Here is a 26,745-nt window from a genome sequence, read left to right on the forward strand (position 1 = left end):
TGGAAACAGACATGACCGCCCAATTGCCCCGCTTTGCCGTTGTCGTCCCCATGAAGAATGAGGAGGATAACATCGACCTGCTGATCGGCGAGATCGAAACGGCCTGTCAGGGTGAGAATTTCGAGGCGATTTTTGTGGATGACGGCTCTACCGATGCCACGCTTGCCCGGTTAAGACAGGCATCTAGCCTCAAGCCATGGGTGCGGGTGCTGCATCACCCCACCTCAGGCGGCCAATCGGCGGCGGTTCATTCCGGCGTCATGGCGGCAAGGGCGCCAATCATCTGCACCATGGATGGCGACGGCCAGAACCCGCCCTCGGAAATTCCCCGTCTTGTCGCCCCCCTTCTCACGACAAGTGTCGATAGCGACCTTGGCCTGGTCGCCGGGCAACGCGCCAGACGGCAGGACACGCTGTCGAAGAAGGTTGCCTCACGTCTGGCCAATGGCATCCGCCAGAGCATCTTGCAGGACAAGACCCGCGACACGGGCTGCGGGCTAAAAGCCTTTCGGCGCGATGCGTTTCTGGACCTGCCGTTTTTCAATCACATGCACCGCTATCTGCCGGCGCTGTTTTCCGCCTATGGCTGGCGGGTGGCGCATGTGGATGTCGGCCATCGGCACCGCCATGCCGGAACCTCCAATTACAACAATCTTCAGCGCGCGCTGGTCGGCATTCATGACCTGATCGGCGTCAGCTGGCTGATCAAACGCCGCAAGACCGTGCGCCCGCAGGATATCGGACCATCACCCCATGAATGATCTTCTCGCCTATTTCAAAATCCACGATACCGCCGACCTGATCTGGCTGGGGTTGGGTGTGCTGGCCCAGCTGATGTTTTCGCTGCGCTTCATCATCCAGTGGCTGGTGTCTGAAAAGCAGAAACGCTCGGTCATTCCCGCCGCCTTCTGGTGGTTTTCGGTGATCGGTGGCATCATGCTGCTGGCCTATGGAATCCACCGCGGCGAACCGATCATCATGCTCGGCCAGGGGCTTGGCATTATCGTCTATATCCGCAACCTGATGCTGCTGCATCAGGGCCGCAAGACCGATCTGCCCTCCGAATCCAAATCCTGAACCCGGCGGTCCCAGATGCGCATCACTCTTCGCACCAGCGTCTTCCTCATCCTCGCGATTACGCTTTACCGCATCGTGATGCTGCATTTCGACGGTACAGACCTGTTTGTGGACGAGGCGCAATACTGGCTGTGGTCCACCCATCTCGACTTCGGCTATTATTCCAAGCCACCGATGATCGCCTGGGTGATCCATCTGTTCACATTGATCGGTGGCAGCCAGGATATTTTCTCGGTCCGCGTGGCAAGCCCGCTATTCCATATGGCAACGGCGTTGCTGCTAATCCCGGCAACGGCCCGATTGACCGGCTCTGAAAAAGCCGGGCTGTGGACAGGACTAAGCTATGCGACCCTGCCGGGCGTGGCGCTGTCATCCGTGTTCATGTCTACGGACACGATCCTGTTTCCCTTCCTGGCGCTGACATTGTTGTGTTATTCGCATCTAATCGAGCGCCGTTCGGCTGGCTATGCGGTTCTGATGGGCATCGCCATTGGCTGCGGCACGCTGTCGAAATACGCGATGCTGTATTTCGCGGCGACCGCGATCATAGCCGCCATCGCCCTGCCCAAGGCGCGCATCGCACTGAGAGACACCCTGCTTGCCATCTTCGCGGCAGCGGTGGTTATCGCTCCAAATATCTGGTGGAACAGCACCCATGGCGGCGCCACGCTGAAGCACACTTCGGAAAATGCCGATTGGCACGGGCTGAACTTCAAGATCGGCAAGGCGGCAGAGTTTCTCGGCAGTCAGTTCGGCGTGGTCGGACCGGTGCTGTTTGCCGCCCTGCTGATTGTGTTCTACCGGCTGCTACGGGGCCGTGCCTCCACGACCGAAAAACATTTGTTCATCCTCTCTTGGCCGATCATTCTTGCCATCGTTTTCCAGGCATTGATGTCGCGCGCCTATGCCAATTGGGCAGCCACCGCTTACGCTGCCGGAACCATGCTGGCGGTCTGGTATCTGCTCCAGTCCTCGCCACGGGCGCTGAAAATCTCGCTGGCGATCAATGGCATCATCGCCATCGCCTTTCCGCTGCTGACAGCCTTTCCTCAGGACGTCACGACACCAAAAGGCCAATCGGTGCTGGCGCGTTATCTGGGACGAACCGATCTGAGCTGGGCGATTGCTACGACGGCCGCCAGGACCGGCACCGCGACCATCGTCGCTGATAACCGCGATATTCTTGCCGATCTGTTTCACACGCTGCGCGACGAACCCTTCGCCATCAAGGCCCGGACCGCCGGTGGGTTTCCGCGCAATTATTATGAACAGGAATTTCCGCTGACCTCGGCGCTCGGCACAGAAACCGTGCTGTATGTGACCGGAGCCAATGTCACCTGCCACGGCGCGGTGGTCGATCCTGTGGCAGACCTGACGCCCAAGGACGGCTATCTCATGGGACGCAAGTTGAAAGCCTACGCCATTTCCGCCAGTTGCCTGACCAACCAGCTGACATAATACCAAGAATCATTGAAATGATTCTTGGTATTCCTTTTTCGAATATCTCAAGCTCTTGATGCATTTGAGATATTCGAAACTCATTCAAGGCGAGGATGCGTGAGCATCTTCGAGACTTGTATAAATGCATTGCGCCCTATTCGAACCCACCGCCGGGGCCATAGGTAAAACTGCGCTTTTCAACGAGACGCTTCGACATGCCGACCGTTTCCACATCCCGGTCCAGCTTCGGATTATAGACCACCGACAGCCAGTGGACACTATAGCCGTGGTGTTCAAAAAAACCGACGGCCTGACGGTTGCGGGCATGGGTTTCCAGATGTGCTTCCTCAAAGCCCAAGTGAACGATATCCTCCTCGATGGAGGCAAGCAGCGCCTTGCTATAGCCGCGCCGCTGGTAATCGGGATCGATCCAGAAATCGGAGATCTTGTCATCGAGATTTTCGCGCGCCGCCCAGCCGACGGGGTGGCCTGCATGTTCGACCACGGACATGGTGATCAGGTTCGAGCGGGCGAAATTGGTAAATGCGCTGCGGGCAGTATCGACCATCGTCCGCGTTTCACCGACGGGAATCATCGCCTGTTCCCAGGCGCGAAAGCCGATATCGGCCAAAACCCCTGCTTCGTCGGAATGCGCGCTGCGAATCGTCGACATCGGCTCCTCACATGGATGATCGGTCGAGTAGATCACCGGGAATGCAACAGCGCCAGTGGCGTTAAGGTTTTATGAACACTTTGATGAGGAGGTGCTTCAGTAAAGCCGCCGCCGTAGCCGGACCTTGGGAATTTCCAGCTCCATGACTGCGTCGCGCTCCATACCCTGCCAGACTGTCTCGAAACCGCAGCTTTTATAAAGGGCCTGGGCAGCAAAATTGTTCTGGTGGGTGGAAATTCGGGCCTGTTTTACCCCTTCGCACCGCATTGTCTCGCAAAAGTGCAGCACCAGCGACCGGCCAATGCCACGCCGCTGATGGTCAGGCGAGATCCAGATATCGGACATCACATCCCGCTCCGCCTCACGCGCGCCCCAACCGGCAATCGTCCCTTCGACCTCGGCGACAATGACATCCAGCGCAGGCTCAAAAGGGAAGCGCAAAAACGCTTCCTTGACCTTTTGCGCAATAGCCGGATCGGTCATGGTGCGATCCAGCGGTCCGGTGGAGCGCCAGCTGTCCCAGCCGATGTAGCCAACCATCTGCCGGTCAGCCTCCATCATCGGCCTTAGGATCATCAGCCTACCACCACTGAGCGGGCGTGAACTTTCCGGCGGCCTGTTCGATGACATGGGCGGTTTTGAAAAGGGTTTCTTCCTCGAAGGGCTTGCCGATCAGTTGCAGGCCAAGCGGCAGACCCTTGGCGTCGAGACCAGCAGGAACGGACAGGCCCGGCAGACCCGCCATGTTTAGCGTCACCGAGAAGATGTCGTTGAGATACATTTTCACCGGATCGGCGGCCAGATCCTTATCGCCAATGGCGAAGGCCGAGGACGGAGTGATCGGCGTCAGGATCGCATCGACACCATCTGCAAACACCTGTTCGAAATCGCGCTTTATCAGCGTGCGGACCTTCTGGGCACGCAGGTAATAGGCATCGTAGTAGCCAGCCGAAAGCACATAGGTGCCCATCAGGATACGGCGCTGCACTTCCTTGCCGAAGCCCGCCGCGCGGCTCTTTTCATACATGTCGGCAATATCCTTGCCATCAACACGCAAGCCATAGCGCACACCGTCATAGCGGGCGAGATTGGACGAGGCTTCGGCTGAGGCGACAATGTAATAGGCTGGCAAGGCGTATTTGGTATGCGGCAGGGAAATATCGACAATCTCGGCACCGGCCTCCTTCAACCAGGCCATGCCCTTCTGCCAGAGGGCTTCGATCTCTTCCGGCATGCCATCGACGCGGTACTCCCGGGGAATGCCGATTTTCATCCCCTTAACGGACTGGCCGATAGCCGCCTCATAGTTCGGTGCCAGAAGATCAACCGAGGTCGTGTCCTTCTCGTCAATGCTGGCCATGGATTTCAAAAGGATGGCGGCGTCGCGCACGTCGCGGGCAATAGGACCGGCCTGATCGAGCGACGAGGCATAAGCAACAATACCCCAACGCGAGCAACGGCCATAGGTGGGCTTGATGCCGACAGTCCCGGTGAAAGCTGCCGGCTGGCGGATGGAGCCACCGGTATCGGAAGCAGTGGCACCCGCGCAAAGCCGTGCAGCCACAGCCGCCGCCGAACCGCCGGATGAACCGCCCGGCACCAGCTTTTCCTCAGATCCCGTGGCGCGCCATGGATTGACCACCGGACCATAGAAGGAGTTTTCGTTGGACGAACCCATGGCGAATTCGTCCATGTTCAGCTTGCCCAGCATCACGGCACCCTCGTTCCAGAGGTTCTGCGTAACGGTCGATTCGTATTTTGGCTTGAAGCCGTCGAGAATGTTCGAGCAGGCCTGGGTATGGACGTCGCGGGTGGCGAACAGGTCCTTGACGCCAAGCGGAATGCCCTCCAGCGCGCCAGCCTTGCCGGTGGCCAGCCGCGCATCCGAGGCCTTGGCCATATCGCGGGCAATCTCCGGCGTCACCGTCACATAGGCATTGATGGCACCATTGGCAGCCTCGATGGCGCCCAGATAGGCATCCGTCAGCTCAACGGCGGTGATATCCTTGGAAACCAGCTTTTCGCGGGCTTCGGCAATGGTGAGGCTGGTGAGTTCGCTCATGAATACGGTCACTTTATAGTTGGCGCGGCTACGTCGAGAGTGTCGATGGAACGGTGGATAACCGGACCAGCTTATTCGACAACCTTGGGCACCAGGAAGAAATGGCGGTCGGTTTCCGGCGCATTGGCAACGATGTCATCGGCCTTGCCACCATCAGTGACAGCGTCCTTGCGCTTGCGCATCGCCATTGGCATGACAGACGTCATCGGCTCGACGCCATCGACATTCACTTCCGACAATTGCTCGACAAAGCCGAGAATGCCATTCAACTCTCCCATGACCCGCTCGGCCTCGTCTTCGGGCAGAGCAATACGGGCAAGCTTGGCAACACGCTTGACGGTGGCGAGATCAACGGACATCGGCATTCTCCAGATCGATTATCAGACCCGCTATAATCGCCGAACCGCGCCCGCGCAACGGGCAGGCTTTTGCCACCCTCGAATTTTCACCCCTGGCCTCGCATTTTCGCCCCTAGAGAGAATGATCCAGGGGCGAAAACAACGATTTCAGCAAGGCATTATTTCAAAGCGACAGCGTTTCGCCCGGCTTGGGTGCCTTGACCTCGGTTTTCGAACCTTCCATGCCGCCCACGAATTTTTCCGGGGTCTGGTCGATGATCGGGAAGGTGCCGTAATGGGCGGGGATCGCGGTCTTGAAGTTGAAGAATCGCTGGCAGGCAAGTGCTGCAACCGCACCACCCATGGTGAAACGGTCACCAATCGGCACGATGCCGATATCGGGCTGATGCAATTCGTTGATCAGCGCCATATCCGAGAAAATATCGGTATCGCCCATATGCAGCAGCGATGCCTCATCCTGGAAATGCAGCATCAACCCATTGGCATTGCCGAGCGCATGAGACACGCCATCCTCGGTGATCTGCGCGGAAGAATGCAGCGCATTGGTAAAGGTCGCGGTAAAGCCGCCGAGATCGATCGTGCCACCGGTATTGCCCATCTCGATTTTCTGGACACCCTTGGCACCAAGCCAGGCAGCGAGATCGGCATTGGCCAGCACGGTTGCGCCGGTATCCTTGGCAATCGCCACCGTATCGCCGACATGGTCACCATGGCCGTGGGTCAGTAGAATATGCGTGACGCCCTTGGTCATATCCTTCATATCCAGCCCGGAAAAGCTGGCATTGTGGGTCAGGAACGGGTCGATCAGAATGGTGGCCTTGGCGGTTTCGAGACGAAAGGCCGAATGGCCGAGCCAGGTGAGTTTCATGGAATATCCTCTATGGATGAATGAAAATGGTTTGCCCGCCAAGACATATGGCATAAGCAGCGCAAGAAAAGACCAAACCACAAGGATATCCCCGTATCCCCACGGTTTGGCATGAACACACTATTCACATTTTGAGAAACAGTTATGGCGACCCTGGAAATCGAAGAACTGGCGCAAAGCCTGCAACCGGGTCAGGCCGTGGCGGGGCTTGATCTCGGCACCAAGACCATCGGCCTTGCCATGTCGGATCTCGGACGCCGGTTCGCTTCGCCGCGCACGGTGATCAAGCGGACGAAATTTACCAAAGACGCCGAGGTTCTGCTGGCTTTTGCCGCCAAGGAAAAAGTCGCAGCCTTCGTCATCGGCCTGCCGATCAACATGGATGGCTCTTCCGGGCCGCGTGTCCAGGCCACCCGCGCCTTTGTGCGCGCTATGGCCGAGAAGACCGACATTCCCTTCGTCTACTGGGATGAGCGGCTATCAACAGTCGCGGCAACGCGCGCGTTGCTGGAAATGGACGTTTCGCGGGCCAAGCGGGCCGAACGGATTGATTCGGCAGCCGCCAGCTTCATTCTTCAAGGGGCGCTGGACAGGCTGTCTGGCCTTGCATCGACGCTTTGAAGCTGACGCGCTTTCCACCAGGCGGCAATCTGCTTACGGCGACGAAAAGCAACTAGGCTGAACAGCACAGTGCTATCGACGACGATGGCACGCATGACCAACGGCGGAATGCTTTCTGGCGCGATGCCCAGAACATTGCCATAGATGGTAAAGACCAGATCATGGGTCTGGCGGGTCAGCATGAAAAAGCCGAAGCTCATGTCGTTAAGCGACAGATAATACCAGCTTCCCAAAAGCAGGATTGGCCCAGCCCAGAAGATCAGCAGATATTTCATGCCAGCCTCCCCTTAACCGAGACGGATAGACGCGGCAGGAGATGGTCGAAAAGATCATCCGGTGCCTTCAGCACCAGCCAATTGATCGCCGCCATGGTGCACAGCACCAATGCTGGCACCGCAATATCCAATGCCAAAACGGCAAAAAACGCCATCATGACGCCCAGTGCCACATATTTCCGAAGGCCAGTCATCATTACCCGCCCCTATTGGTTGCATTCACCAGCAGAGTTAACGGTTAATGAATGCCGCACAACGTAAACCTTTTATTAAGGTTAATTTTGGGGGGATGGGGCTGTGGATAGATTGGCGGCGGGCCTGCGTCAAAAGAGCGATTCATCCAAGCTTTGCTATCCCACTTTCAAAAGCTGGGTCATGTCACTCGTAAACGATGACAAACAAGGCGTCGTGATCGGCTTCATCCCATAAATATCGAAGCAAAAGATCAGCATCAGATGACCAGTCACGGGTTTCATAACTTGTCATCGTGAAATCGACTATATTTGTGTTATCCAAAACAAGATCAGCGCCACGCTTATAGAGCTGCTCCATCCCCAATATTATAGCGGACTTTCGCTTGCAATCATTGACGAAATTGATTGCCTCTCGATGGGGCAAAGGTACTGTTTCCATGACCCACCGCGAAGAAAGGGTGACGATCTTCCTGCTTGCCGGAATTGAAATTTCAACGCCTTAGAATAAGTGGATATCATTGATCCCGTCGATTAAGTCGGGCCGATTTTTTCATAGCAATATTCATTTAGCGCAAATTCCGGAACAAGCTGCAACGTTTTAAATCTTTCACCGATCAGAGCCACGGAATAAGGGTAGTCGCCAGACACAATATAGAACTCTTCTCCGTCCAGACTTTCAAACTTCAATCCGCATTCGGCCCTGCCCCAGTCACCGACGTAAACCATCTTAGAACAAGCCCCGATTAATAATCTATCAAAATGAAATATGCAGGACCTTGTTTCAAGACATCCGCCTGCAATATGGCGCTCAATAAAAATATTCCCTACCTCATACCTCTCTCGAACATGGTTCATTTTTATAGATATGATTATTGAATTCTCATTTTCATGAAATAATTCGATATATAGAGGCTTATATGTCGTACCATATACAACCTTAATCGAAAAAATGGGTTGTATTAATTCCTGCTCCACATTGATATCTTCGTCCACGACGAAAGGAAAATTCAGCATGAGCGGCCTCCTTCGGGCTTCTCACCGTGCAGGCGATCACATCCGTCTCAATCCACCGCCGGATACAGCAAATCAATCAGATACCGGCTGTCGAATCGGGCATCAAGCACGCCGTAGGTATTGCGCCAGCCGCCTGTCAGGCGTGTCTCAAGAAAGGCATCAGCGATCTTGCCCGCCCCCATGCGGTAAAGCTCAGCGGCGGCGGCGGCGAGTGCCATTTGCTCGACCAGCAGGCGGGCAGCACCCTCGTCGCGTTCGCAAAGCGCCATAGCCGCGCGCAGCACTTCGACGGTCTTGCGGCCTGACGGGCCGAGATCGCGTTCCAGCTCGGCAAACACCATTTCGAACAGGTCTTTACCACGGGCCAGCACGCGCAACACGTCCAGCGCCATGACGTTGCCGGAGCCTTCCCAGATGGCGTTAACAGGGGCCTCGCGGTAATGGCGGGCAATGGCGCGTTCTTCCACATAGCCGCTGCCACCGATGCATTCCATCGCTTCATAGATCAGCGGCGGCGCCATCTTGCAGACCCAGTATTTCACCACCGGCGTCATCACCCGTGCGTAAGCCGCATCGGCGGGATTATCACGGGCGCGGTCGAAGGCCTCAGCCAGCCGGAAGGACAGCGCCGTGGCCGCCGCCACATCCAGCGCCATATCGGCAAGAACCCTGGTCATGATCGGCTGATCGACCAGCTTTTTGCCAAACACCGAGCGGCCCCGCACATGGTGGACAGCTTCCGCCATCGAAGCGCGCATGATACCCGCAGACGCCAGTGCGCAATCGAGCCGGGTCAGGGTTACCATTTCCAGGATGGTGCGAATGCCGCCGCCCTGCTCGCCCAGCAAAAAGCCGAAGGCATCGGTAAATTCGACCTCGGAGGAGGCATTGGAGCGATTGCCGATCTTGTCCTTCAGCCGCTGGAACTGCAAACCATTGGCCGAACCGTCTTCCAACAGGCGCGGCACCAGAAAACAGCCGACTCCCTCAGGCATTTGCGCCAGCATGACGAAACCATCGCTCATCGGTGCCGACATGAACCATTTGTGGCCGGAGAGCCGGTAGATCCCCTCACCCACCCGTGTGGCGGTGGAGATATTGGCGCGCACATCGGTGCCGCCCTGTTTCTCCGTCATGCCCATGCCAATGGTAATGGCCGATTTCTGCATGGCGGGGCGGTTGGAACTGTCATATTTACGCGACAGAATCTTCGGTGCCCATTCCTTCTGCACCCGGGGCGAGCCCATCAGGGCGGCGACCGAGGCGCTGGTCATGGTCAGCGGGCAGAGATGGCCGCATTCAAGCTGGGCGGTGAGATAGAATCGCACGGCGCGGGCCTTGTGGTCCTGCCCGCGTGCATCCGCTAAGTTTTCCCAGACGGAGGAATGCAGGCCGGTTGCCATGGAACGGCGCATCAGCGCGTGCCAGGCCGGATGAAACTCCACCACATCCAGCCGCTCGCCGCGTGGCCCGTGAGTGCGCAGTTCCGGCGGATTGTGGTTGGCCATACGGGCCAGTTCCTGCGCCTCATGCGAGGTCACATAGCGGCCAAGCGTATCATATTCATCGCGCAGGTTGCGGCTGAGGCCATTGGTAATATCGACCACCAGCGGATCGGTGCGAAAGGCGTTCACGCCGGACCAGGGCCTTGGCTGATTGAGTTCCAGCAATTTGTCTTCCGTACGGCTCATCCGCGTTCCAATTTTTATCTTTGTCTTACAGCAATGCCGCAAATCGATCTTTGTCGATGGTCTTTAACACGTTTGCGCGCATTTGCGACAGCATGGGTCAGGTCAACCGTCCAAAACGGGGGACAAAGGCTTGCACGCCTCAAGCAGGCTTGCTCCTGATCATCGCAGTCTTTATAGACCGCGCGACCCCTTCGGAGTCTCATGCTTTCACCACGAAGCGGAGAGACTCCAAAGCCTTTCGTTGTCGTTTGTCCTGTCGGAAAATCGGGCTCCATTTTTCCCTGACGAACTCTAGGAGAACATGCGCATGGTCTTCTTTCCCCATCGCCATCTGATTGGCATCAAGGGCCTTACCGAAACCGATATTACCTATCTGCTCGATAAAGCTGACGAAGCGGTAAAAATCAGCCGCCAGCGTGAAAAAAAGACCTCGACCCTGCGCGGTCTGACCCAGATCAACCTGTTTTTCGAGGCGTCCACCCGCACCCAGTCATCCTTCGAGCTGGCGGGCAAGCGGCTCGGTGCCGATGTGATGAACATGTCGGTCGGCAATTCGTCGGTCAAGAAAGGCGAAACGCTGATCGATACGGCGATGACGCTGAACGCCATGCACCCGGACGTGCTGGTGGTGCGCCATGCCTCAGCCGGTGCGGCAGCACTTCTCTCGCAAAAGGTCGCCTGCGCGGTGATCAATGCCGGCGATGGCCAGCATGAACATCCAACCCAGGCGCTGCTCGACGCGCTGACCATCCGGCGCGCCAAGGGCAAGCTGTCTCGGATCATTGTCGCCATCTGCGGCGACGTGCTGCATTCGCGCGTCGCCCGCTCCAATATTCTGCTGCTCAATGCCATGGGCGCGCGGGTCCGGGTCGTGGCCCCCGCCACGCTGCTGCCTTCGGGCATTGCCGATATGAGCGTCGAAGTCTTCCACGATATGAAGGAAGGCCTGAAAGGCGCCGATGTGGTGATGATGCTGCGCTTGCAGCGCGAGCGCATGGCAGGGTCGTTTGTCCCGTCTATCCGCGAATATTTCCACTTCTACGGGCTTGATGCTGAAAAGCTGAAAGCCGCCAAGGAAGACGCCCTGGTCATGCATCCCGGGCCAATGAACCGCGGGGTGGAAATAGCCTCCGATGTGGCCGATGGGCCGCAAAGCGTCATCGAAAGCCAGGTCGAGATGGGCGTCGCCGTGCGCATGGCCGTGATGGAATCGCTGCTGATCTCTGACAATAACGGCCCGCGTAGCGAAGGAGTTGGCGCATGAACAAGCCGCTTGTCTTCACCAATGCCCGCATTATCGACCCGTCGCGTTCGCTGGATGAGGTTGGCAGCATTATCGTCTCCGCCGATGGCCGCATTCTGGCCGCCGGTGCGGATGCTCGCAATCAGGGCGCACCCGAGGGTGCCGAGGTCAGGGACTGCAAAGGACTTGTCGCGGCACCGGGTCTGGTGGATGCGCAGGTGTTTGTCGGCGAACCCGGTGGTGAGCACCGCGAAACACTGGCCTCGGCTGGCAAGGCCGCAGCGGCTGGCGGCGTAACTTCCTTCGTGATGATGCCGGATACCGATCCTGTCATCGATGACATCGCCCTGGTGGAATTCATCAAAAACGCGGCGCGGGAAAAATCACCGGTCAATATCTATCCGGCAGCGGCCCTGACCCGTCGGTTGCGCGGCGAGGAAATGACCGAATTCGGCCTGTTGCAACAGGCGGGCGCGGTCTGCTTCACCAATGGCCGCCATGGGCTGGACGATACGCTGGTGCTGCGCCGGGCGATGACCTATGCGCGGGAATTCGGCGCGGTGATTTCGCTGGAACTGCACGAAAAATATCTCGGTAATGGGGTGATGAACGAGGGTCTGTTTGCCAGCTGGCTGGGCTTGTCCGGCGTGCCGAAGGAAGCCGAAATCATTCCGCTGGAACGCGACCTGCGCATTGCCGGGCTGACGCGGGCAAAATATCATGCCGCCAAGATTTCGGTGCCAGGCTCGGTGGAGGCCATCAAACTTGCCCGCTCACGCGGCGCGAACGTCACCTGCGGCATTTCCATCAACAATCTGTCGCTGAACGAAAACGATATCGGTGAATACCGGACCTTCTTCAAGCTGGCCCCGCCGCTGCGGGCCGAGGATGATCGGGTGGCGATGGTCGAGGCCTTGGCAAGTGGCGATATCGACATCATCGTTTCAGCCCATGATCCGCAGGATGTCGATACCAAGCGCCTGCCGTTTGCCGATGCCGCCGATGGCGCGGTCGGCCTGGAAACCTTACTGGCAGCAGCTCTCAGGCTGCATCATGCCGGTCAGGTACCGCTGATGCGGCTGATCGATGCGATGTCCACCCGGCCTGCCGAAATTTTCGGGCTGGATGCAGGCACATTGAAGCCGGGCGCAAAGGCCGATATCGTGTTGATCGATCTGGACGAGCCATGGTTGGTTGCCAAGGAGACTCTGTTGTCGCGCTCCAAGAATACCCCGTTCGAGGACGCCCGCTTTTCCGGTCGCGCCGTCGCCACCTATGTGGCTGGCCATCAGGTGTTTTCTCTTTAATTGGATTACAGGAGCCGACCATGCCCAGCCTCGATTACAGTCAGGTGACGATCACCGCCCTTATCGCCTCGCTGGCGATTGGCTATCTGCTCGGCTCCATTCCTTTCGGACTGCTGCTCACCCGGATGGCGGGCCTGGGCGACGTTCGCAATATCGGTTCCGGCAATATTGGCGCCACCAATGTTCTGCGCACCGGCAATAAAAAGCTGGCCGCAGCCACACTGCTGCTGGATGCCTTGAAGGCAACAGCGGCAGCACTGATCGCCCAGAAACTGTTCGGCTCCGATACGGTGCATCTGCCAGGCCTGCTTGGCGGCTTTGCCGCGTTTATCGGCCACCTGTTCCCGGTCTGGCTGGGCTTCAAGGGCGGCAAGGGCGTGGCCACCTATATCGGCACATTGCTCGGCATTTTCCCGTTGATGGTGCTGGTCTTTGCCATCGTCTGGCTATCGATTGCTTTTCTCAGCCGCTATTCCTCGCTATCAGCACTGGTTGCAACCCTTGTTATTCCGGTTGCATTGTGGATACTTGGTCAGCCGGAAGCTGCCATGATCACCTCGGCGATGACCGTGATCACCTGGGGCAAGCACAAGGCGAATATTGAACGATTGATTTCAGGCACCGAGAGCAAGATCGGTAAAAAAGGATAGCACACCATGTCGGCAGGCGGTTCGGGACGCTCAGGTATCGCCCTGACGGAAAAACAACGAACCGCCTGGCTAAGGCTGATCCGCTCCGACAATGTCGGCCCGGCCACTTTTCGCGACCTGATCAACAATTTCGGCACTGCTGAACGCGCCTTGGACATGCTGCCCGAATTGTCGCAGCGCGGCGGCGCTACCCGCTCCATCCGAATCGCTACAGTGGCCGAGGCCGAACGCGAGCTGGAATTTGCCCGCAAATTCGGCGCGCGATTCGTCGGGATCGGCGAGCCGGACTATCCTCCTGCGCTGCGCCAGATCGACGCGGCACCACCGCTTCTGGCCATGAAGGGCTTGGGCAGTACCGCCATCCGCCCCTCGATCGGCATTGTTGGCTCTCGCAATGCCTCGATCAGCGGCGTGAAAATGGCAGCCATGCTGGCACGCGATTGCGGTATAACCGGCTACACCATCACCTCAGGTCTGGCGCGCGGCATCGATGCGGGCGCGCATCGGGCAAGCCTGGAGACCGGCACGATGGCCGCCCTGGCCGGTGGGCTCGACCGGCCCTACCCGCCTGAGAATGTCGATCTGCTGAAAGACATCTGGGATGGCAAGGGTGTGGCGATCAGCGAAATGCCATTTGGCTGGGAGCCTCGCGCCCGCGATTTTCCAAGACGCAACCGCTTGATTGCCGGGACATCCCTTGGGGTTGTGGTGATAGAAGCCGCCAGTCGTTCCGGCTCACTGATTACCGCGCGGCTGGCTGCCGATTTCGGACGGCTGGTGTTTGCCGTGCCGGGCTCGCCTCTCGATCCGCGCTGTCATGGGACCAACGGACTGTTGAAAAACGGTGCGACGATCACCACCGAGGCCCGGGATATTCTCGAGGCGCTATCCCCGCTCAGCAGTATTGACTTGTTTTCCCAGCCGCAGGTGGAGGAGCCGGTCTATGAAGAAAGCGAGACCTTCAACCAGCCACCCGGCGAACAGGATCGCAGCCGGATCATCGACGCGTTGGGCATAACGCCGGTCGAGGTCGATGATATCATTCGCCACACGCAATTACCGCCGTCCGCCGTCTATCTGGTGATGCTGGAACTGGATATCGCCGGGCGCCTGCACCGCCATCCTGGTGGACTGGTTTCGATTGCACCGCTGGATTAAAGTTGGACTTCGCGCATTCGCGCCTTGAAAGATTTCAAAGCGTTCTTTTGGCGTTTGAGATCATTCTTGGCGCTTTGTGGCGGCGTTGAAGGTCGCCGGCCTCTTCAAAAGCCATCTCGATCAGGTAGCACAGCATTTGCGCGCCCTCCTTTTCGGCAACCAGCCGCAATTCGCCCAGCATCTGGCGCACATAGGCTATGCTTTCCCGGCTATGAAGTTCCGCTGCGCCACTGCCCGTCATTACGTGTTCCCGTCGTGGAAATACAACCTTAATATGTATAATTGCTACCTATGCAACATATGATACAGAATTGATTTATGATTGCAATACCATTTTCATAAACTTTTGGTTGTGCAAACGTGTGATGGATAAAATGCATGAGGGGACTTGACCCCGGCGCAATCCCTGTCCATGTCGAACCATCGATGCTTGAACCCTCGCCAGAATCGACGCCATATGCAACAAACGGGGCCATGTTCAGAGAAACAGAATGAATGTAGTCGTTGTCGAATCCCCTGCCAAAGCCAAGACGATCAACAAATATCTCGGACCGGGATATAAGGTGCTCGCCTCCTTCGGCCATGTCCGCGACCTGCCTGCCAAGGACGGCTCGGTCCTGCCGGATCAGGATTTCGAAATGCTATGGGAAGTGGACACCGCCTCTGCCAAACGCATGAAGGACATTGCCGATGCGATGAAGGGGGCCGATGCCTTGTTTCTCGCAACCGACCCGGATCGTGAGGGTGAAGCGATTTCCTGGCACGTGCTGGATCTCTTGAAAAAGAAGAAGGTGATCGGCGACAAGCCGGTGAAGCGCGTGGTTTTCAACGCCATCACCAAGAAGGCCGTGCTCGACGCCATGGCTGCCCCGCGTGATATCGATGGCGATCTGGTCGATGCCTATCTGGCGCGCCGTGCGATGGACTATCTGGTCGGCTTCAATCTGTCGCCGGTTCTGTGGCGCAAGCTGCCGGGTGCCCGTTCGGCAGGCCGCGTCCAATCGGTGGCCCTGCGGCTGGTTTGCGACCGGGAAAATGAGATTGAGCGATTCGTCTCGGAAGAATACTGGAACCTGTCAGCGCTTCTAAAAACGCCACGCGGCGATGAATTCCTGGCCCGCCTGGTCTCCGCCGATGGCAAGCGCTTGCAAGCCCGCAGCGTTGGCAATGGCGACATGGCCAACCGGCTGAAAGACCTGCTCGACGGCGCAAACTATGTGGTGGAATCGATTGAGGCCAAGCCCGTCAAACGCAACCCATCGCCGCCGTTTACAACTTCTACGCTACAACAGGCTGCCTCCTCCAAGCTCGGTTTCTCCGCCTCACGCACCATGCAGGTGGCGCAGAAGCTTTATGAGGGTGTCGATATTGGCGGCGAGACCGTCGGCCTGATCACCTATATGCGTACCGATGGCGTCCAGATGGCCCCTGAAGCCATTGAGGCCGCCCGCTCCGCGATCACAGAGCAATTTGGCCCGCGCTATATGCCGGAAAAGCCGCGCTTCTATTCCACCAAGGCGAAAAACGCCCAGGAAGCGCATGAAGCCATCCGTCCGACCGATTTTACCCGGACGCCGGATCAGGTGCGCCGCTATCTCGATGCTGACCAGTTGCGCCTCTACGATCTGGTCTGGAAGCGAGGCATTGCCAGCCAGATGGCATCGGCCGAAATTGAGCGGACCACCGCTGAAATCCTCGCTGACAAGGCGGGCGAAAAAGCCGGTCTGCGCGCCGTTGGCTCGGTCATCCGCTTCGACGGCTTTATCGCCGCCTATACCGACCATCGTGAGGAAGGTGAAAAGAGCGACGACGACGATGAAGATGGCCGCCTGCCGGAGATCAATGCCCGCGAGGCGCTGGCCAAGCAAAAGGTCAACGCCACCCAGCATTTCACCGAACCGCCGCCGCGCTATTCGGAAGCGACCCTGATCAAGAAGATGGAAGAGCTTGGCATTGGCCGACCCTCCACCTATGCCGCGACGCTGAAGACGCTTAGCGACCGCGAATATGTTGTTATCGACAAGCGTAAGCTGATCCCCGAAGCCAAGGGCCGTTTGGTGACGGCATTCCTGGAAAGCTTCTTCACCCGCTATGTCGAATATGATTTCACCGCCGATCTTGAAGAAAAGCTCGACAAGATTTCCGCCGGTGAGCTGAACTGGAAGGACGTGCTGCGCGAATTCTGGCAGAATTTCTTTGCCCAGATCGAAGGCACCAAGGAATTGCGCGTCACCAACGTGCTCGATGCACTGAACGAAGCCTTGGCTCCGCTGGTGTTCCCGAAGCGCGAAGATGGCTCAGACCCGCGCATTTGCCAGGTTTGTGGCACCGGCAATCTGTCGCTGAAGCTCGGTAAATACGGCGCTTTTGTCGGCTGCTCCAATTATCCGGAATGCAATTTCACCCGCCAATTGTCCGCCGATGGCGGCACGGAAGCGGAAGCCGTCGGCAATGAACCGAAAGCGCTGGGTGAAGATCCGACAACCGGTGAACAGATCACGCTTCGCAGTGGCCGTTTCGGCCCTTACGTCCAGCGTGGCGATGGCAAGGAAGCCAAGCGCTCGTCGCTCCCTAAGGGTTGGTCGCCGACCGATGTGGACTTCGACAAGGCGCTGTCGCTGCTGTCGCTGCCGCGCGAAGTCGGCCTTCACCCGGAGACCGGCAAGATGATGACCGCGGGGCTTGGCCGCTATGGACCTTTCGTGCTGCACGATGGCACCTATGCCAATCTCGATGGTATCGAGGATGTGCTAACCATCGGCCTCAACCGCGCCGTCACGGTTCTGGCTGAAAAGCAGGCCAACCCCGGTGGCCGTGGCCGCGCAGCACCTGCCGCCCTGAAAGAGATCGGCGATCATCCGGATGGCGGCGCGATTACCGTGCGCGATGGCCGCTATGGTCCCTACGTGAATTGGGGTAAGATTAATGCGACCATTCCCAAAGGCATGGACCCGCAAGCCGTGACCATGGAAGAGGCGATTGCCCTGATCGTTGAGCGCGCCGCCAAGGAAGGCAGCGGCAAGACCAAGGCGAAACCTGCGGCCAAATCCGCAGCCACCAAGAAAGCGCCTGCGAAAAAACCGGCTGCGAAAGCAGCCAAGGCCGATGCGAATGACACCGCCGACGCCAAACCAAAGAAAGCAGCTGCCAAACCTAAGGCGACAAAGCCCAAGGCAAAGCCCGCCGCAAAAACAGAGAAAGCCTGACCTTGAGCAAATCCCCGCGTCCCGACACCCGCAGCCTCACCAACAGAACGCGGAAGGCGGAGCTTGCGGCGAAAAAGGCAGCGGATAAGAATGAAACGGTGATCATTCACGGGGCGGTGCCGCCCCGTGAAATCCTGATGCAGTTCATCACCGACAACCCCGACCGGGCCTCCAAGCGCGAAATCGCCAAGGCTTTCGGCCTGAAGGGCGAAGCCCGTATTGAATTGAAGGAAGCCCTGCGGGCTTTGGAAGAAGACGGGCTGGTCAACAAGAACCGCAAGTCGCTGAGCCGACCCGGTGCGCTACCGCCCGTGACCGTTCTCGACATCACCACCCGTGACAAGGATGGCGACCTGATCGGGCGTCCCGCCGAATGGCCGGATGAACTGGGCGCTGCCCCCGCTGTCTCCATCCGCCAGTCCAGTGCGGACCGCGCCAAGGGCAAGACGCCGGTCGGCGGGCTTGGCGACCGGGTTCTGGCGAAGATTTTCCCCTCCAAGGACCGCGCCGGTCCAGCCTATACCGCCAGGATCATCAAGGTGATCGACAAGCGACGCGGCGCGCTTTTGGGCGTCTACCGCGAAATGGCCGGTGATACCGGTGGCAGGCTGATGCCGATCGAGCGGCGCGGCGAGGAAATGGTCATCGAGGCCGCCGATGTCGGCGACGCCCGCGACGGCGATCTGGTCGAAGTGGAAGTCGGGCGGCTCTCCAGCCGTCTGGGCCTTGCCCGCGCCAAGGTGCTGTCGGTGATCGGCTCTGTGGCCTCGGAAAAAGCGATCTCGATGATCGCCATCCACGCCCATGGCATTCCGCATATCTTCCCGCAATCGGTGCTGGACGAGGCCGATGCCGCCAAACCGGCCAGCATGGCGCATCGGGAGGACTGGCGCAGCTTACCGCTGGTCACCATCGACCCGCATGACGCCAAGGACCATGACGACGCTGTTCATGCCGAGCCAGACCCCTCGCCTGACAATCCGGGTGGCGTGATCGTTACCGTAGCGATTGCCGATGTCTCCTATTATATCCGCGGTAAATCGGCGCTGGATCGCGAGGCGCTAAAGCGCGGCAATTCGGTGTATTTCCCCGACCGGGTCGTGCCGATGCTGCCGGAGCGGATTTCCAACGATCTTTGCTCGCTCCGCGAGAGCGTTGACCGGCCAGCACTGGCCGTGCGCATGGTGTTTTCCCATGAAGGCCGCAAAGCAGGCCATACCTTTCATCGCATCATGATGAAGAGTGCGGCCAAATTGTCCTACCAACAGGCGCAGGCCGCCATTGACGGCAACCCGGACGACAAGGCCGGGCCGTTGCTGGAGCCGATCCTAAAGCCACTCTGGGCCGCCTATGCGATCCTGAAGCGTGGCCGCGACCGACGCCAGCCACTGGAACTGGACATGCCGGAGCGCAAGATCATCCTCAAACCAGACGGCACAGTGGATCGGGTCTTCGTACCCGAACGGCTGGACGCCCATAAGCTGATCGAGGAAATGATGATCCAAGCCAATGTGGCCGCTGCCGAGACGCTGGAGAAGAAAAAACAACCGCTGGTCTACCGTATCCACGACACGCCGACATTGGCCAAGCAGGAAGTGCTGCGTGAGTTCCTTGCCACCATCGGCTTTTCGCTGGCCAAGGGCGGCAATCTGCGCTCCAATTCGTTCAATGGCATCCTCGCCAAGGCGCAAGACACGCCGCACCAGACCATCGTCAACGAAATGGTGCTGCGCTCGCAGAGCCAGGCGGTCTATAGCCCCGAGAATATCGGCCATTTCGGCTTGAACCTGCTGAAATACGCGCATTTCACCTCCCCCATCCGCCGCTACGCCGACCTGATCGTGCATCGGGCGCTGGTCGGCACGCTGGGGCTGGGCGAAGGCGGCATTACATCCGATGAAGAAGCGGCACTTGCCGATGTTGCGGCGGAAATCTCCACCTTCGAGCGCCGCGCCATGGCGGCTGAACGTGATACAATCAACCGGCTGATCGCCCATCACCTGGCAACCCGGATCGGCGACGAATTCGACGGGCAGGTTTCCGGCGTCACCAAATCCGGCCTGTTCATCTCGCTTCCCCAATATGGTGCTGACGGCTTCATTCCCGTCTCGACGCTTGGCCGCGACTATTTCATCTACGATGAGGCGCATCAGGCGCTGACCGGTGAAAAGACCGGGCTGGGCTATCAATTGGGTGACAGCGTCAGCGTCAAGCTGGTGGAAGCCGTGCCACTTGCCGGTGCCTTGCGGTTTGAAATCCTCAGCGAAGGCAAGAAAATGCCGACTGGCATCCGCTCCTTCCACAAGGCAACGCGGCGCGGACGGCCTGGTCCCGGCAAGACACCGGGAACAAGACCACCGCGTGGCAGGCGTTGAAACTACGCGCCGAGTTCGTATATCTGGGCTTCGTAAATGAAGCCAGTCGAAGCGCTTGTGCGCAAATGCCGCGATGAAATATCAACTTTCATGCCCCATCTTTGATCAAAGCCTATAGGATTTGATAGAAGTTCAGGAGGAACCGCATGTCTGTCAGCCAGTCTCCCCCCGTTATCCGCTTCGGCGGCGGCAAGGATGCGGTTCGTCCGCTTGGACGCTCCATCCTGCGCGGTCTGATGTGTACCTGTCCGGCCTGCGGCTCCGGTCGCCTGTTCAAGGCCTTCCTGAAACCGGTAGACACATGTGCGGCCTGCGGCGAAGATCTCTCCCACCAGAGAGCCGACGACCTGCCGCCCTATATCGTCATCATGATCGTCGGCCATGTGCTGCTGGGCGGCTATATGATGACCGATCTGGTCTTCGTGCTGTCAACCTGGACGCATCTGGCGATCTGGACGCCGATTGCCGTCATCGTCTCTCTGTTGATCATCCAGCCCATCAAGGGCGGCGTGGTCGGGCTGCAATGGGCGCTGCGCATGCATGGTTTCGGGGACGAGCCTGAGGTGATCGAGGACTACGACGAGCGCTATCCGCCAAAGTGACGGTTTCAACGAGCCATATCGGATGGATCAGCCAGGCCAAACCAACCCAGGTCGGGCGGCGTATTAAGACAATCAAATAAGTAGTTTTCTGCATGTTGGCTTAAACCGGTTTCGATTTTTGCCATTATGGAGTAAAGCCCCGGAGGATCGCTGGCATATTATGAGATGTAATCGGCCTTTGTTGCCCTGGCATGACGCCTTGCGCTGTTATCCTTCACCGCGCATTGCGTGCATTTTCTTCTAAGGACCTTCCATGTCTGACACCAGAGACCCTGTTACCGGACATCGTGAAGAGATCCACTGGCCATCGCTGATTGCCGCAGTCTCATCGATTTCCGCTGTGGGCATTGCCATCGGGCTTGGATTGCCGCTGCTCAGTATCATTCTGGAAAAACGCGGTATTCCCTCCACCCTGATCGGGCTGAATTCAGCCATGGCAGGCGTTGCGGCGATGATTGCCGCGCCAATCACCACCAGGCTCGCGCATCGTTTCGGGGTGGCACAGACCATGATCTGGGCGGTGCTGCTGGCAGCGCTCAGTTCGCTCGGCTTCTATTACGCCGAAGCCTTCTGGATGTGGTTTCCCCTGCGACTGGTGTTTCATGGCGCCACGACGACATTGTTCATCCTGTCGGAATTCTGGATCAATGCCGCCGCCCCACCGTCGCGGCGCGGGCTGGTGCTCGGCATTTATGCCACGGTCTTATCGGTCGGTTTTGCCGCAGGCCCCTTGCTGTTTTCGATTGTCGGCAGTGAAGGCGTATTGCCCTTTGCCATCGGTGCGGTTGCCATCCTGATGGCAGCGGTGCCGATCTTCGTTGCCCGCAACGAAAGCCCGGCGCTGGATGAAAAGCCAGAGATGCATTTCTTCCGCTATATCTTCCTGGTGCCAACCGCCACAGCAGCCGTCTTCGTGTTCGGCGCGGTGGAAGTCGGTGGACTGTCACTGATGCCCGTCTATGCCACCCGTATCGGCTTCACAGAGGCCCAGTCAGCCTTGCTGCTCACTGTGATGGGGGTTGGCAACATGGTGTTCCAGATCCCGCTTGGCATGCTCTCCGACAAGCTTAGGGATCGCCGGTTGCTGCTCGGCGCCCTGGCGACGGTCGGCCTGATCGGATCTTTGCTGCTGCCGCTGATTTCCCATAGCTGGATGGCGATGGCCGTCATCCTGCTATTCTGGGGCGGCTGCGTCTCCGGCCTGTACACTATCGGTCTTAGTCATCTCGGCTCCCGACTCACAGGCTCAGACCTTGCCGCCGCCAATGCCGCCTTCGTTTTTTGCTACGCCGTTGGCACGGTGGCCGGACCACAAGTCGTGGGTGCAGCGATTGACATGGGCGGAAATGCCGGTTTTGCCTGGTCGATTGCCGGCTTCTTTGCGTTATATGTGGTTCTTTCCGTCGCACGATTGTTTTTCAAGGGTGCGCGGGGTTGACTTTTCGGTGGCGATTTGTAGTTTTCGCCCAGATTTGCCGTGGGCCCTGAAGGTCGTCACGGCTTTGTGTTATTCATGTAAGGCAGGACGACCATGGCCAAGGCTACAACCATCAAGATCAAGCTGCTGTCGACAGCCGATACGGGTTTCTTCTACGTCACCACCAAGAACAGCCGTACGATGACGGACAAGATGACGAAGACCAAATACGACCCGATCGCTCGCAAGCATGTCGAGTTCAAGGAAACCAAGATCAAGTGATCCTGGTTCTTCGTGAGAAGATTGAAAAGCGCGCTCCATCCGGCGCGCTTTTTTTATGCCATTTTGAGGATGGGCCAGCACGTCACGCAGACCGACTCTAAAAACCGAGCTCGATCCTGCCTGTGGCAATAGGCGCAAGGACGCTGTCGGCGCGAGGACAGTGACCCCACGCATAGAGAGGGGCGCTGGATAGAATGCATCGGAAACCGTCCTGACCGCGAAACGCAAAACGCCGCCTCCGGACACGGAAGCGGCGTTGGAATGGGGGTCGGCGGGCATGCAATAACGGCACGAGGAACCGCTTGATAATCGCACACCTGCCGACCAACCCCACGACCCAGGAGATGCGGCGGACCTGAGCACCATGGGGTATTGGTTAAACCTGTTATTCGTCAATTTTTACTGCGTAATTCCTCAGATCCACAAGGATCGATGGATATCTCTAAGCAGCTTATAAAAACGGCATTTATTAAGAACCACAGCACACGTTAAAGCACAGCTTGCTATGGATGCATCGTAGTTGTCCCAACTATGCGCATATGAAATAAAAAATCAACATTTTCTTAACCGTTTCATCTTTTCGATGTCGAGATGGTTAAATTCTGCTCATTTCCGCTTCGTAAAAACAAATAGAATTAACACTCTGAAGAGGCAAGTATTTTCTGTGAAAAACTCTCGGAATTGACGAAAAATTGTCGTTATCAACAATTCGAAAAACATAATTTTCTATTGTTTCTCCATTTCCAACCAGAACAGAGTAAAAAAATAAAACTATACCCTTATTTATTTATGGTATATTTTTATTTTTTATAAAAGAAAATAGACATATATCGAGCACACGTACAACTCCCGGAAAAGTCCGGGCAAACACGGCTTTCCATGTGAGGAGCAAATTTTTGCCAAGCCGGATCATTGAACACGCGCATGAATGTAACGGAAAATCACGGCAGATGAATTTTTGAAGACGCGGGAGAGCGGGCTCAACGTGACCCCAAACACAAAGGCGCACCTGTGCTAAAATTACTTTAGGCCGCCGCCGACACGACCCTGTTACGGCCTTCGGTTTTGGCTTGATAGAGCGCGCGGTCAGCCTGTCTTAACAATTGTTCTGGACTTGCGACCTCATCTCCCGAAGTAGCGATGCCAAGCGATGCCGTAACATTCAGTTCGCCACCAGATTGCAACCGAAATGGCGTTTTCTCTACCATCTCGCGCAGGCGCTCGGCCACCGTACCAGCCATCTCTTGCGACGTATCCGGCATCACGACGACGAATTCCTCACCTCCATAGCGGCAGGCAAGATCGGCGCCGCGCACTGTGGCGCGAATACGAGCAGCAAACTCCCGCAGCACGTCATCGCCTGCCTCATGGCCATAGGTGTCATTAACCAGCTTGAACCGATCGATATCTACGAGACATACCGAAAGCGGCTTCTTGCGAAGGCTGGACCGCTCGAACAATACTTTAATGTGGGTATCGAGATAGCGCCGATTGTGAAGCCCGGTAAGATCATCGGTCACCGCCAGTTCAATGGTTTGCTGCACACTGCTGCGCAACCTGTCATTATACCGCTTACGGCGTAACTGGGTCAGCGTGCGCGCCAGCAACTCATTGGTGTCGACCGGTCGGACAATGTAATCGTTGACACCCAGATCCAACGCCCGCACGATCAAGTATTCCTCGCCTTGGTCGGCAATCAGCAAAATCGGAATGAAGCGGGTGCGGTCCAGCGACCGCAGCTGCGAACACAGGCGCAGCGGATCGTAATCCTCCAGCGTACCATTGACGATAACCAGGTCGAAATTGCTTTCCGCCGCTTCAAACAGCGCGGCCTGGGCGTCGGACATCGCAACAACATCAGCCACAGGCTTCAACGCCTTGATGATGCGCTCCTGCGAACTGGCGCGGCTATCGACCAGTAAGACCTGGCCAACCTCGTCCATACGTCCGTCGCCGAGATGAATGTTGCTGTCTATGCCCATTTTCTGCGCCGTCTCGGCGCGGATGCGCAATTCATCGGAGAGGGTTTTCAGACGCACCAGACTTTTAACCCGGGAGATCAGTTGCAGATCGTTGACCGGCTTGGTCAGAAAATCGTCAGCGCCAGCCTTCAATCCCCTCACCCGGTCCGATGGCTGGTCCAGTGCTGTGACCATCACCACGGGAATATGGGCCGTGCGCGGGCTGGATTTCAGCCGCTCGCACACTTCAAAGCCGTCAATGCCCGGCATCATCACATCAAGAAGGACGACGTCCACCTGGGTGCGATCGCAGATATCCAGCGCCTTCAGCCCGTCTTCCGCCGTCAATACCTCGAAATATTCCGCCAGCAGCCGCGCTTCCAAAAGCTTCACATTGGCAGGAACATCATCAACAACCAGAATACGGGCTGTCATCAGCCATCACCCCTTGAAGCATGCCTGGCGCACACGCGCTACCGGCTCTGCATGGACATTGCGCCAACCCGACAGATTGGCGCTTCAGATAGAATTCATAACTTCCAGAGCGCCGCGGTCCGTCAGGCATTTGACCCGATCTCACGGCGATCGCCTATGGGTTTGAGAACCCCGCGCTGCCTGCGCCTCAGGCGTCTCCCAGATAGGTCTTGATCGTTTCCAGGAATTTTGGCACGGAAATCGGCTTCGACACATAGGCCTCGCACCCACCCTGGCGAATACGCTCCTCATCGCCCTTCATGGCAAAGGCAGTCACCGCAATCACGGGAATGACGTGCAACTCGCTATCCTGCTTCAGCCATTTGGTCACTTCCAGGCCGGAAACTTCCGGTAGCTGTATATCCATCAGGATCAGATCGGGATGATGTTTGCGGGCCAATTCCAGCGCTTCCATGCCGTTACGGGTCTGGATGGTCGCATAGCCCGACGCTTCGATCAGATCACGAAACAGTTTCATGTTCAGCTCGTTATCTTCAACGATCATCACCTTTTTCGGCATTTTCAATCCTTGCTTTCCCGCCCTCCATGGTGGATGACAGGCGTAACAGACATAAAGATTCATTCTTTTGTGAAATAGAATTTAGCGCGATTTGGTTGAGAAATAGGTAATTCCCCGGCACATTGCGACACAAGTCAGTCAAGACAATTTAACCGTGATAAACTGAAAATAACAACCGGTTTAAGCGAGTTGGCCGGATAGAACGAACTGCCGGACGAAACAAACTGAAATGGGCATAGACTGTGCGAGACAAAGTGACGATCAAGACGGTTTCAGCAGAGCATGCCGAACAAACGGCGATTGCCGTGCTCGGTTGGCTGGCGAGTGAGCCGGACATGCTGGGACGCTTTCTGTCCCTGACCGGCCTGGAGCCTCAGCAATTGCGCCTGGCCATCAATGACCCGGAATTTCTGGCCGGACTTCTGGAATTTCTCATGCAGCATGAACCAACCTTGCTGGAATTCTGCTCCGCCACACAGACCCGACCGGAAGATGTTATTGCAGCCTATCACGTGTATGTTCGGCCTGCACTTGATTCCGGTGAAATCTGATGGGCGAGATTGTTGACTTCAACCACGTTCAATTGGCGGACCGGCCATTGCTGATCAGCGACGTCGATGACGTCGTGCTGGAATTCCTGGTGCCCTTCGAGGCCTATCTCGACAGCCTGGGCCATCGTCTCTTGCCGAAATCCTTTCGACTGCATGGCAATATCGTTTCGGCCAAGAACCAGCTTGCGCTGGAAGATCAGATCGTCACGGATCTCCTGCTGACGTTTTTCGAAAAGCAGGAGGAATGGCAGACGCCGTTTGGCGATGCCGTGGCCGTGCTGCAACGCATCGGCAAGATTGCCGATATTGTGTTTCTGACCGCCATGCCCCCCGCCTTTACCGCCCAGCGGCGCCGTCTGCTGGATCGGCTGGGGCTGGATTTCCCACTCCTGGCCACGGAAAGCCCAAAGGGACCCGTCGTGAAAGCCCTGCATGGCGACCGGCCCCTGCCCTTCGCCTTCATGGACGACATGGCCCACAATCTCCATTCCGTGGGAGAGCATGCACCGGATTGTCTACTGGTGCAGATCGGGCCGCAATCAGAAATTCATCGCCACGCGCCGCCGCCCGGTCCCCATGTATTGCGTGCCGACGATTGGCACGATGCCAGCGAGCGAGTTCTCCGCCATTTCCAGGCGCGGGTCTGATCCACTTCCGTCTTTTACTTTTTCAGGTCATGGGGATTAGCAAGGGTTCCCCTTGCAGGCACTGAAAACCCGGCTTAT

28 protein-coding genes are annotated in these 26,745 nt (G+C 57.5%); 15 read left to right on the forward strand and 13 right to left on the reverse strand.

Annotated features, from left to right (window positions below; all coding sequences use genetic code 11):
- The first annotated feature begins 11 nt into the window (after positions 1-11).
- Genes H1Y61_RS12740 through H1Y61_RS12750 form a run of 3 tightly spaced genes read left to right on the forward strand, consistent with a single transcriptional unit; the run spans position 12 to position 2,535 of the window.
- Positions 12-761 (forward strand): glycosyltransferase family 2 protein, encoded by a 750-nt coding sequence (locus tag H1Y61_RS12740; RefSeq protein ID WP_180572809.1) that lies wholly within the window; start codon positions 12-14, stop codon positions 759-761.
- Positions 754-1,077, forward strand: a complete 324-nt coding sequence (locus H1Y61_RS12745) for a lipid-A-disaccharide synthase N-terminal domain-containing protein (RefSeq protein ID WP_015915698.1) — start codon at positions 754-756, stop codon at positions 1,075-1,077. The genes H1Y61_RS12740 and H1Y61_RS12745 overlap by 8 nt, the downstream gene beginning before the upstream one ends.
- Before the next feature lie 15 nt (positions 1,078-1,092).
- Positions 1,093-2,535 (forward strand): ArnT family glycosyltransferase, encoded by a 1,443-nt coding sequence (locus H1Y61_RS12750; RefSeq protein ID WP_180572810.1) that lies wholly within the window; start codon positions 1,093-1,095, stop codon positions 2,533-2,535.
- A 136-nt stretch (positions 2,536-2,671) separates the two neighbouring features.
- On the opposite strand, the gene H1Y61_RS12755 is transcribed toward H1Y61_RS12750, so the two are convergent.
- From H1Y61_RS12755 to H1Y61_RS12775, 5 genes are all read right to left on the reverse strand, one after another.
- The gene (locus H1Y61_RS12755) at positions 2,672-3,190 is read right to left on the reverse strand and encodes a GNAT family N-acetyltransferase (RefSeq protein WP_015915696.1); all 519 of its coding nucleotides are present in this window, start codon (positions 3,188-3,190) and stop codon (positions 2,672-2,674) included.
- Between the two features lie 96 nt (positions 3,191-3,286).
- Positions 3,287-3,766 carry a GNAT family N-acetyltransferase gene (locus tag H1Y61_RS12760; protein ID WP_180572811.1) on the reverse strand — a complete coding sequence of 160 codons (480 nt, stop codon included), beginning with the start codon at positions 3,764-3,766 and terminating at the stop codon, positions 3,287-3,289.
- A gap of 4 nt (positions 3,767-3,770) precedes the next feature.
- Entirely contained in the window at positions 3,771-5,252 is a 1,482-nt protein-coding gene (gatA, locus tag H1Y61_RS12765) for an Asp-tRNA(Asn)/Glu-tRNA(Gln) amidotransferase subunit GatA (protein WP_156553497.1), read from the reverse strand.
- Positions 5,253-5,323: 71 nt separating this feature from the next.
- On the reverse strand, positions 5,324-5,611 hold the full coding sequence (gene gatC, locus H1Y61_RS12770; protein WP_015915693.1) for an Asp-tRNA(Asn)/Glu-tRNA(Gln) amidotransferase subunit GatC: 288 nt from the start codon (positions 5,609-5,611) through the stop codon (positions 5,324-5,326).
- 163 nt (positions 5,612-5,774) lie between these two features.
- Positions 5,775-6,479 carry a metal-dependent hydrolase gene (locus H1Y61_RS12775; protein ID WP_180572812.1) on the reverse strand — a complete coding sequence of 235 codons (705 nt, stop codon included), beginning with the start codon at positions 6,477-6,479 and terminating at the stop codon, positions 5,775-5,777.
- A 144-nt stretch (positions 6,480-6,623) separates the two neighbouring features.
- On the opposite strand from H1Y61_RS12775, the gene ruvX reads away from it, so the two are divergent.
- Complete coding sequence (gene ruvX, locus H1Y61_RS12780) at positions 6,624-7,100, forward strand: Holliday junction resolvase RuvX (protein ID WP_015915691.1); 477 nt, start codon at positions 6,624-6,626, stop codon at positions 7,098-7,100.
- Here ruvX and H1Y61_RS12785 read toward each other — a convergent pair.
- The 5 genes from H1Y61_RS12785 to H1Y61_RS12805 all read right to left on the reverse strand — a co-directional run bounded on the left by H1Y61_RS12785 (position 7,055) and on the right by H1Y61_RS12805 (position 10,274).
- Positions 7,055-7,375 (reverse strand): DUF6105 family protein, encoded by a 321-nt coding sequence (locus tag H1Y61_RS12785; protein ID WP_070150373.1) that lies wholly within the window; start codon positions 7,373-7,375, stop codon positions 7,055-7,057. The two genes, ruvX and H1Y61_RS12785, sit on opposite strands and share 46 nt — an antisense overlap.
- A complete protein-coding gene (locus tag H1Y61_RS12790) occupies positions 7,372-7,572 on the reverse strand; it encodes a hypothetical protein (RefSeq protein WP_180572813.1) in 201 nt (66 codons plus the stop codon). Before H1Y61_RS12790 ends, H1Y61_RS12785 begins: the two co-directional genes overlap by 4 nt.
- A 181-nt stretch (positions 7,573-7,753) precedes the next feature.
- Positions 7,754-8,008, reverse strand: coding sequence for a hypothetical protein (locus H1Y61_RS12795; RefSeq protein ID WP_180572814.1), 255 nt, complete (start codon positions 8,006-8,008; stop codon positions 7,754-7,756).
- A gap of 92 nt (positions 8,009-8,100) precedes the next feature.
- On the reverse strand, positions 8,101-8,583 hold the full coding sequence (locus H1Y61_RS12800) for a hypothetical protein (RefSeq protein ID WP_180572815.1): 483 nt from the start codon (positions 8,581-8,583) through the stop codon (positions 8,101-8,103).
- A gap of 47 nt (positions 8,584-8,630) precedes the next feature.
- Positions 8,631-10,274 (reverse strand): acyl-CoA dehydrogenase family protein, encoded by a 1,644-nt coding sequence (locus H1Y61_RS12805; protein WP_015915688.1) that lies wholly within the window; start codon positions 10,272-10,274, stop codon positions 8,631-8,633.
- A gap of 307 nt (positions 10,275-10,581) precedes the next feature.
- On the opposite strand from H1Y61_RS12805, the gene H1Y61_RS12810 reads away from it, so the two are divergent.
- From H1Y61_RS12810 to dprA, 4 genes are read left to right on the forward strand one after another with little or no spacing between them, the layout of a single operon-like run.
- The gene (locus H1Y61_RS12810) at positions 10,582-11,538 is read left to right on the forward strand and encodes an aspartate carbamoyltransferase catalytic subunit (RefSeq protein WP_060715742.1); all 957 of its coding nucleotides are present in this window, start codon (positions 10,582-10,584) and stop codon (positions 11,536-11,538) included.
- The gene (locus H1Y61_RS12815) at positions 11,535-12,824 is read left to right on the forward strand and encodes a dihydroorotase (RefSeq protein ID WP_180572816.1); all 1,290 of its coding nucleotides are present in this window, start codon (positions 11,535-11,537) and stop codon (positions 12,822-12,824) included. The genes H1Y61_RS12810 and H1Y61_RS12815 overlap by 4 nt, the downstream gene beginning before the upstream one ends.
- A 20-nt stretch (positions 12,825-12,844) precedes the next feature.
- A complete protein-coding gene (gene plsY / locus H1Y61_RS12820; protein WP_015915685.1) occupies positions 12,845-13,474 on the forward strand; it encodes a glycerol-3-phosphate 1-O-acyltransferase PlsY in 630 nt (209 codons plus the stop codon).
- A gap of 6 nt (positions 13,475-13,480) precedes the next feature.
- Complete coding sequence (gene dprA / locus H1Y61_RS12825; RefSeq protein ID WP_174110566.1) at positions 13,481-14,632, forward strand: DNA-processing protein DprA; 1,152 nt, start codon at positions 13,481-13,483, stop codon at positions 14,630-14,632.
- A gap of 34 nt (positions 14,633-14,666) precedes the next feature.
- Here dprA and H1Y61_RS12830 read toward each other — a convergent pair whose 3' ends face one another.
- Positions 14,667-14,873: a hypothetical protein gene (locus H1Y61_RS12830; protein ID WP_071204388.1), complete on the reverse strand. Its 207-nt coding sequence runs from the start codon at positions 14,871-14,873 to the stop codon at positions 14,667-14,669.
- A gap of 250 nt (positions 14,874-15,123) precedes the next feature.
- Between H1Y61_RS12830 and topA the strand changes: the two genes are divergently transcribed.
- From topA to rpmG, 5 genes are all read left to right on the forward strand, one after another.
- A complete protein-coding gene (gene topA, locus H1Y61_RS12835) occupies positions 15,124-17,838 on the forward strand; it encodes a type I DNA topoisomerase (RefSeq protein ID WP_180572817.1) in 2,715 nt (904 codons plus the stop codon).
- Positions 17,839-17,936: 98 nt separating this feature from the next.
- Positions 17,937-20,213, forward strand: coding sequence for a ribonuclease R (rnr, locus tag H1Y61_RS12840; RefSeq protein WP_235680897.1), 2,277 nt, complete (start codon positions 17,937-17,939; stop codon positions 20,211-20,213).
- A 146-nt stretch (positions 20,214-20,359) separates the two neighbouring features.
- The gene (locus H1Y61_RS12845) at positions 20,360-20,815 is read left to right on the forward strand and encodes a DUF983 domain-containing protein (protein WP_180572818.1); all 456 of its coding nucleotides are present in this window, start codon (positions 20,360-20,362) and stop codon (positions 20,813-20,815) included.
- Positions 20,816-21,068: 253 nt separating this feature from the next.
- Positions 21,069-22,253, forward strand: coding sequence for an MFS transporter (locus H1Y61_RS12850; RefSeq protein ID WP_060715750.1), 1,185 nt, complete (start codon positions 21,069-21,071; stop codon positions 22,251-22,253).
- A gap of 93 nt (positions 22,254-22,346) precedes the next feature.
- Positions 22,347-22,514 (forward strand): 50S ribosomal protein L33, encoded by a 168-nt coding sequence (rpmG, locus tag H1Y61_RS12855; protein WP_015915679.1) that lies wholly within the window; start codon positions 22,347-22,349, stop codon positions 22,512-22,514.
- Between the two features lie 1,025 nt (positions 22,515-23,539).
- Here the strand turns inward: rpmG and H1Y61_RS12860 are convergent.
- Both H1Y61_RS12860 and H1Y61_RS12865 read right to left on the reverse strand, forming a co-directional pair.
- A complete protein-coding gene (locus tag H1Y61_RS12860; protein WP_174110563.1) occupies positions 23,540-24,910 on the reverse strand; it encodes a PleD family two-component system response regulator in 1,371 nt (456 codons plus the stop codon).
- Between the two features lie 187 nt (positions 24,911-25,097).
- Positions 25,098-25,469, reverse strand: coding sequence for a response regulator (locus H1Y61_RS12865; RefSeq protein ID WP_015915677.1), 372 nt, complete (start codon positions 25,467-25,469; stop codon positions 25,098-25,100).
- A 335-nt stretch (positions 25,470-25,804) separates the two neighbouring features.
- Between H1Y61_RS12865 and H1Y61_RS12870 the strand changes: the two genes are divergently transcribed.
- Positions 25,805-26,020 (forward strand): DUF3572 domain-containing protein, encoded by a 216-nt coding sequence (locus H1Y61_RS12870; protein ID WP_235680898.1) that lies wholly within the window; start codon positions 25,805-25,807, stop codon positions 26,018-26,020.
- Positions 26,020-26,667: a hypothetical protein gene (locus H1Y61_RS12875; protein ID WP_180572820.1), complete on the forward strand. Its 648-nt coding sequence runs from the start codon at positions 26,020-26,022 to the stop codon at positions 26,665-26,667. Before H1Y61_RS12870 ends, H1Y61_RS12875 begins: the two co-directional genes overlap by 1 nt.
- Positions 26,668-26,745: the final 78 nt, after the last annotated feature.

This window comes from Agrobacterium vitis (assembly GCF_013426735.1).
Lineage (GTDB): Bacteria > Pseudomonadota > Alphaproteobacteria > Rhizobiales > Rhizobiaceae > Allorhizobium > Allorhizobium vitis_D.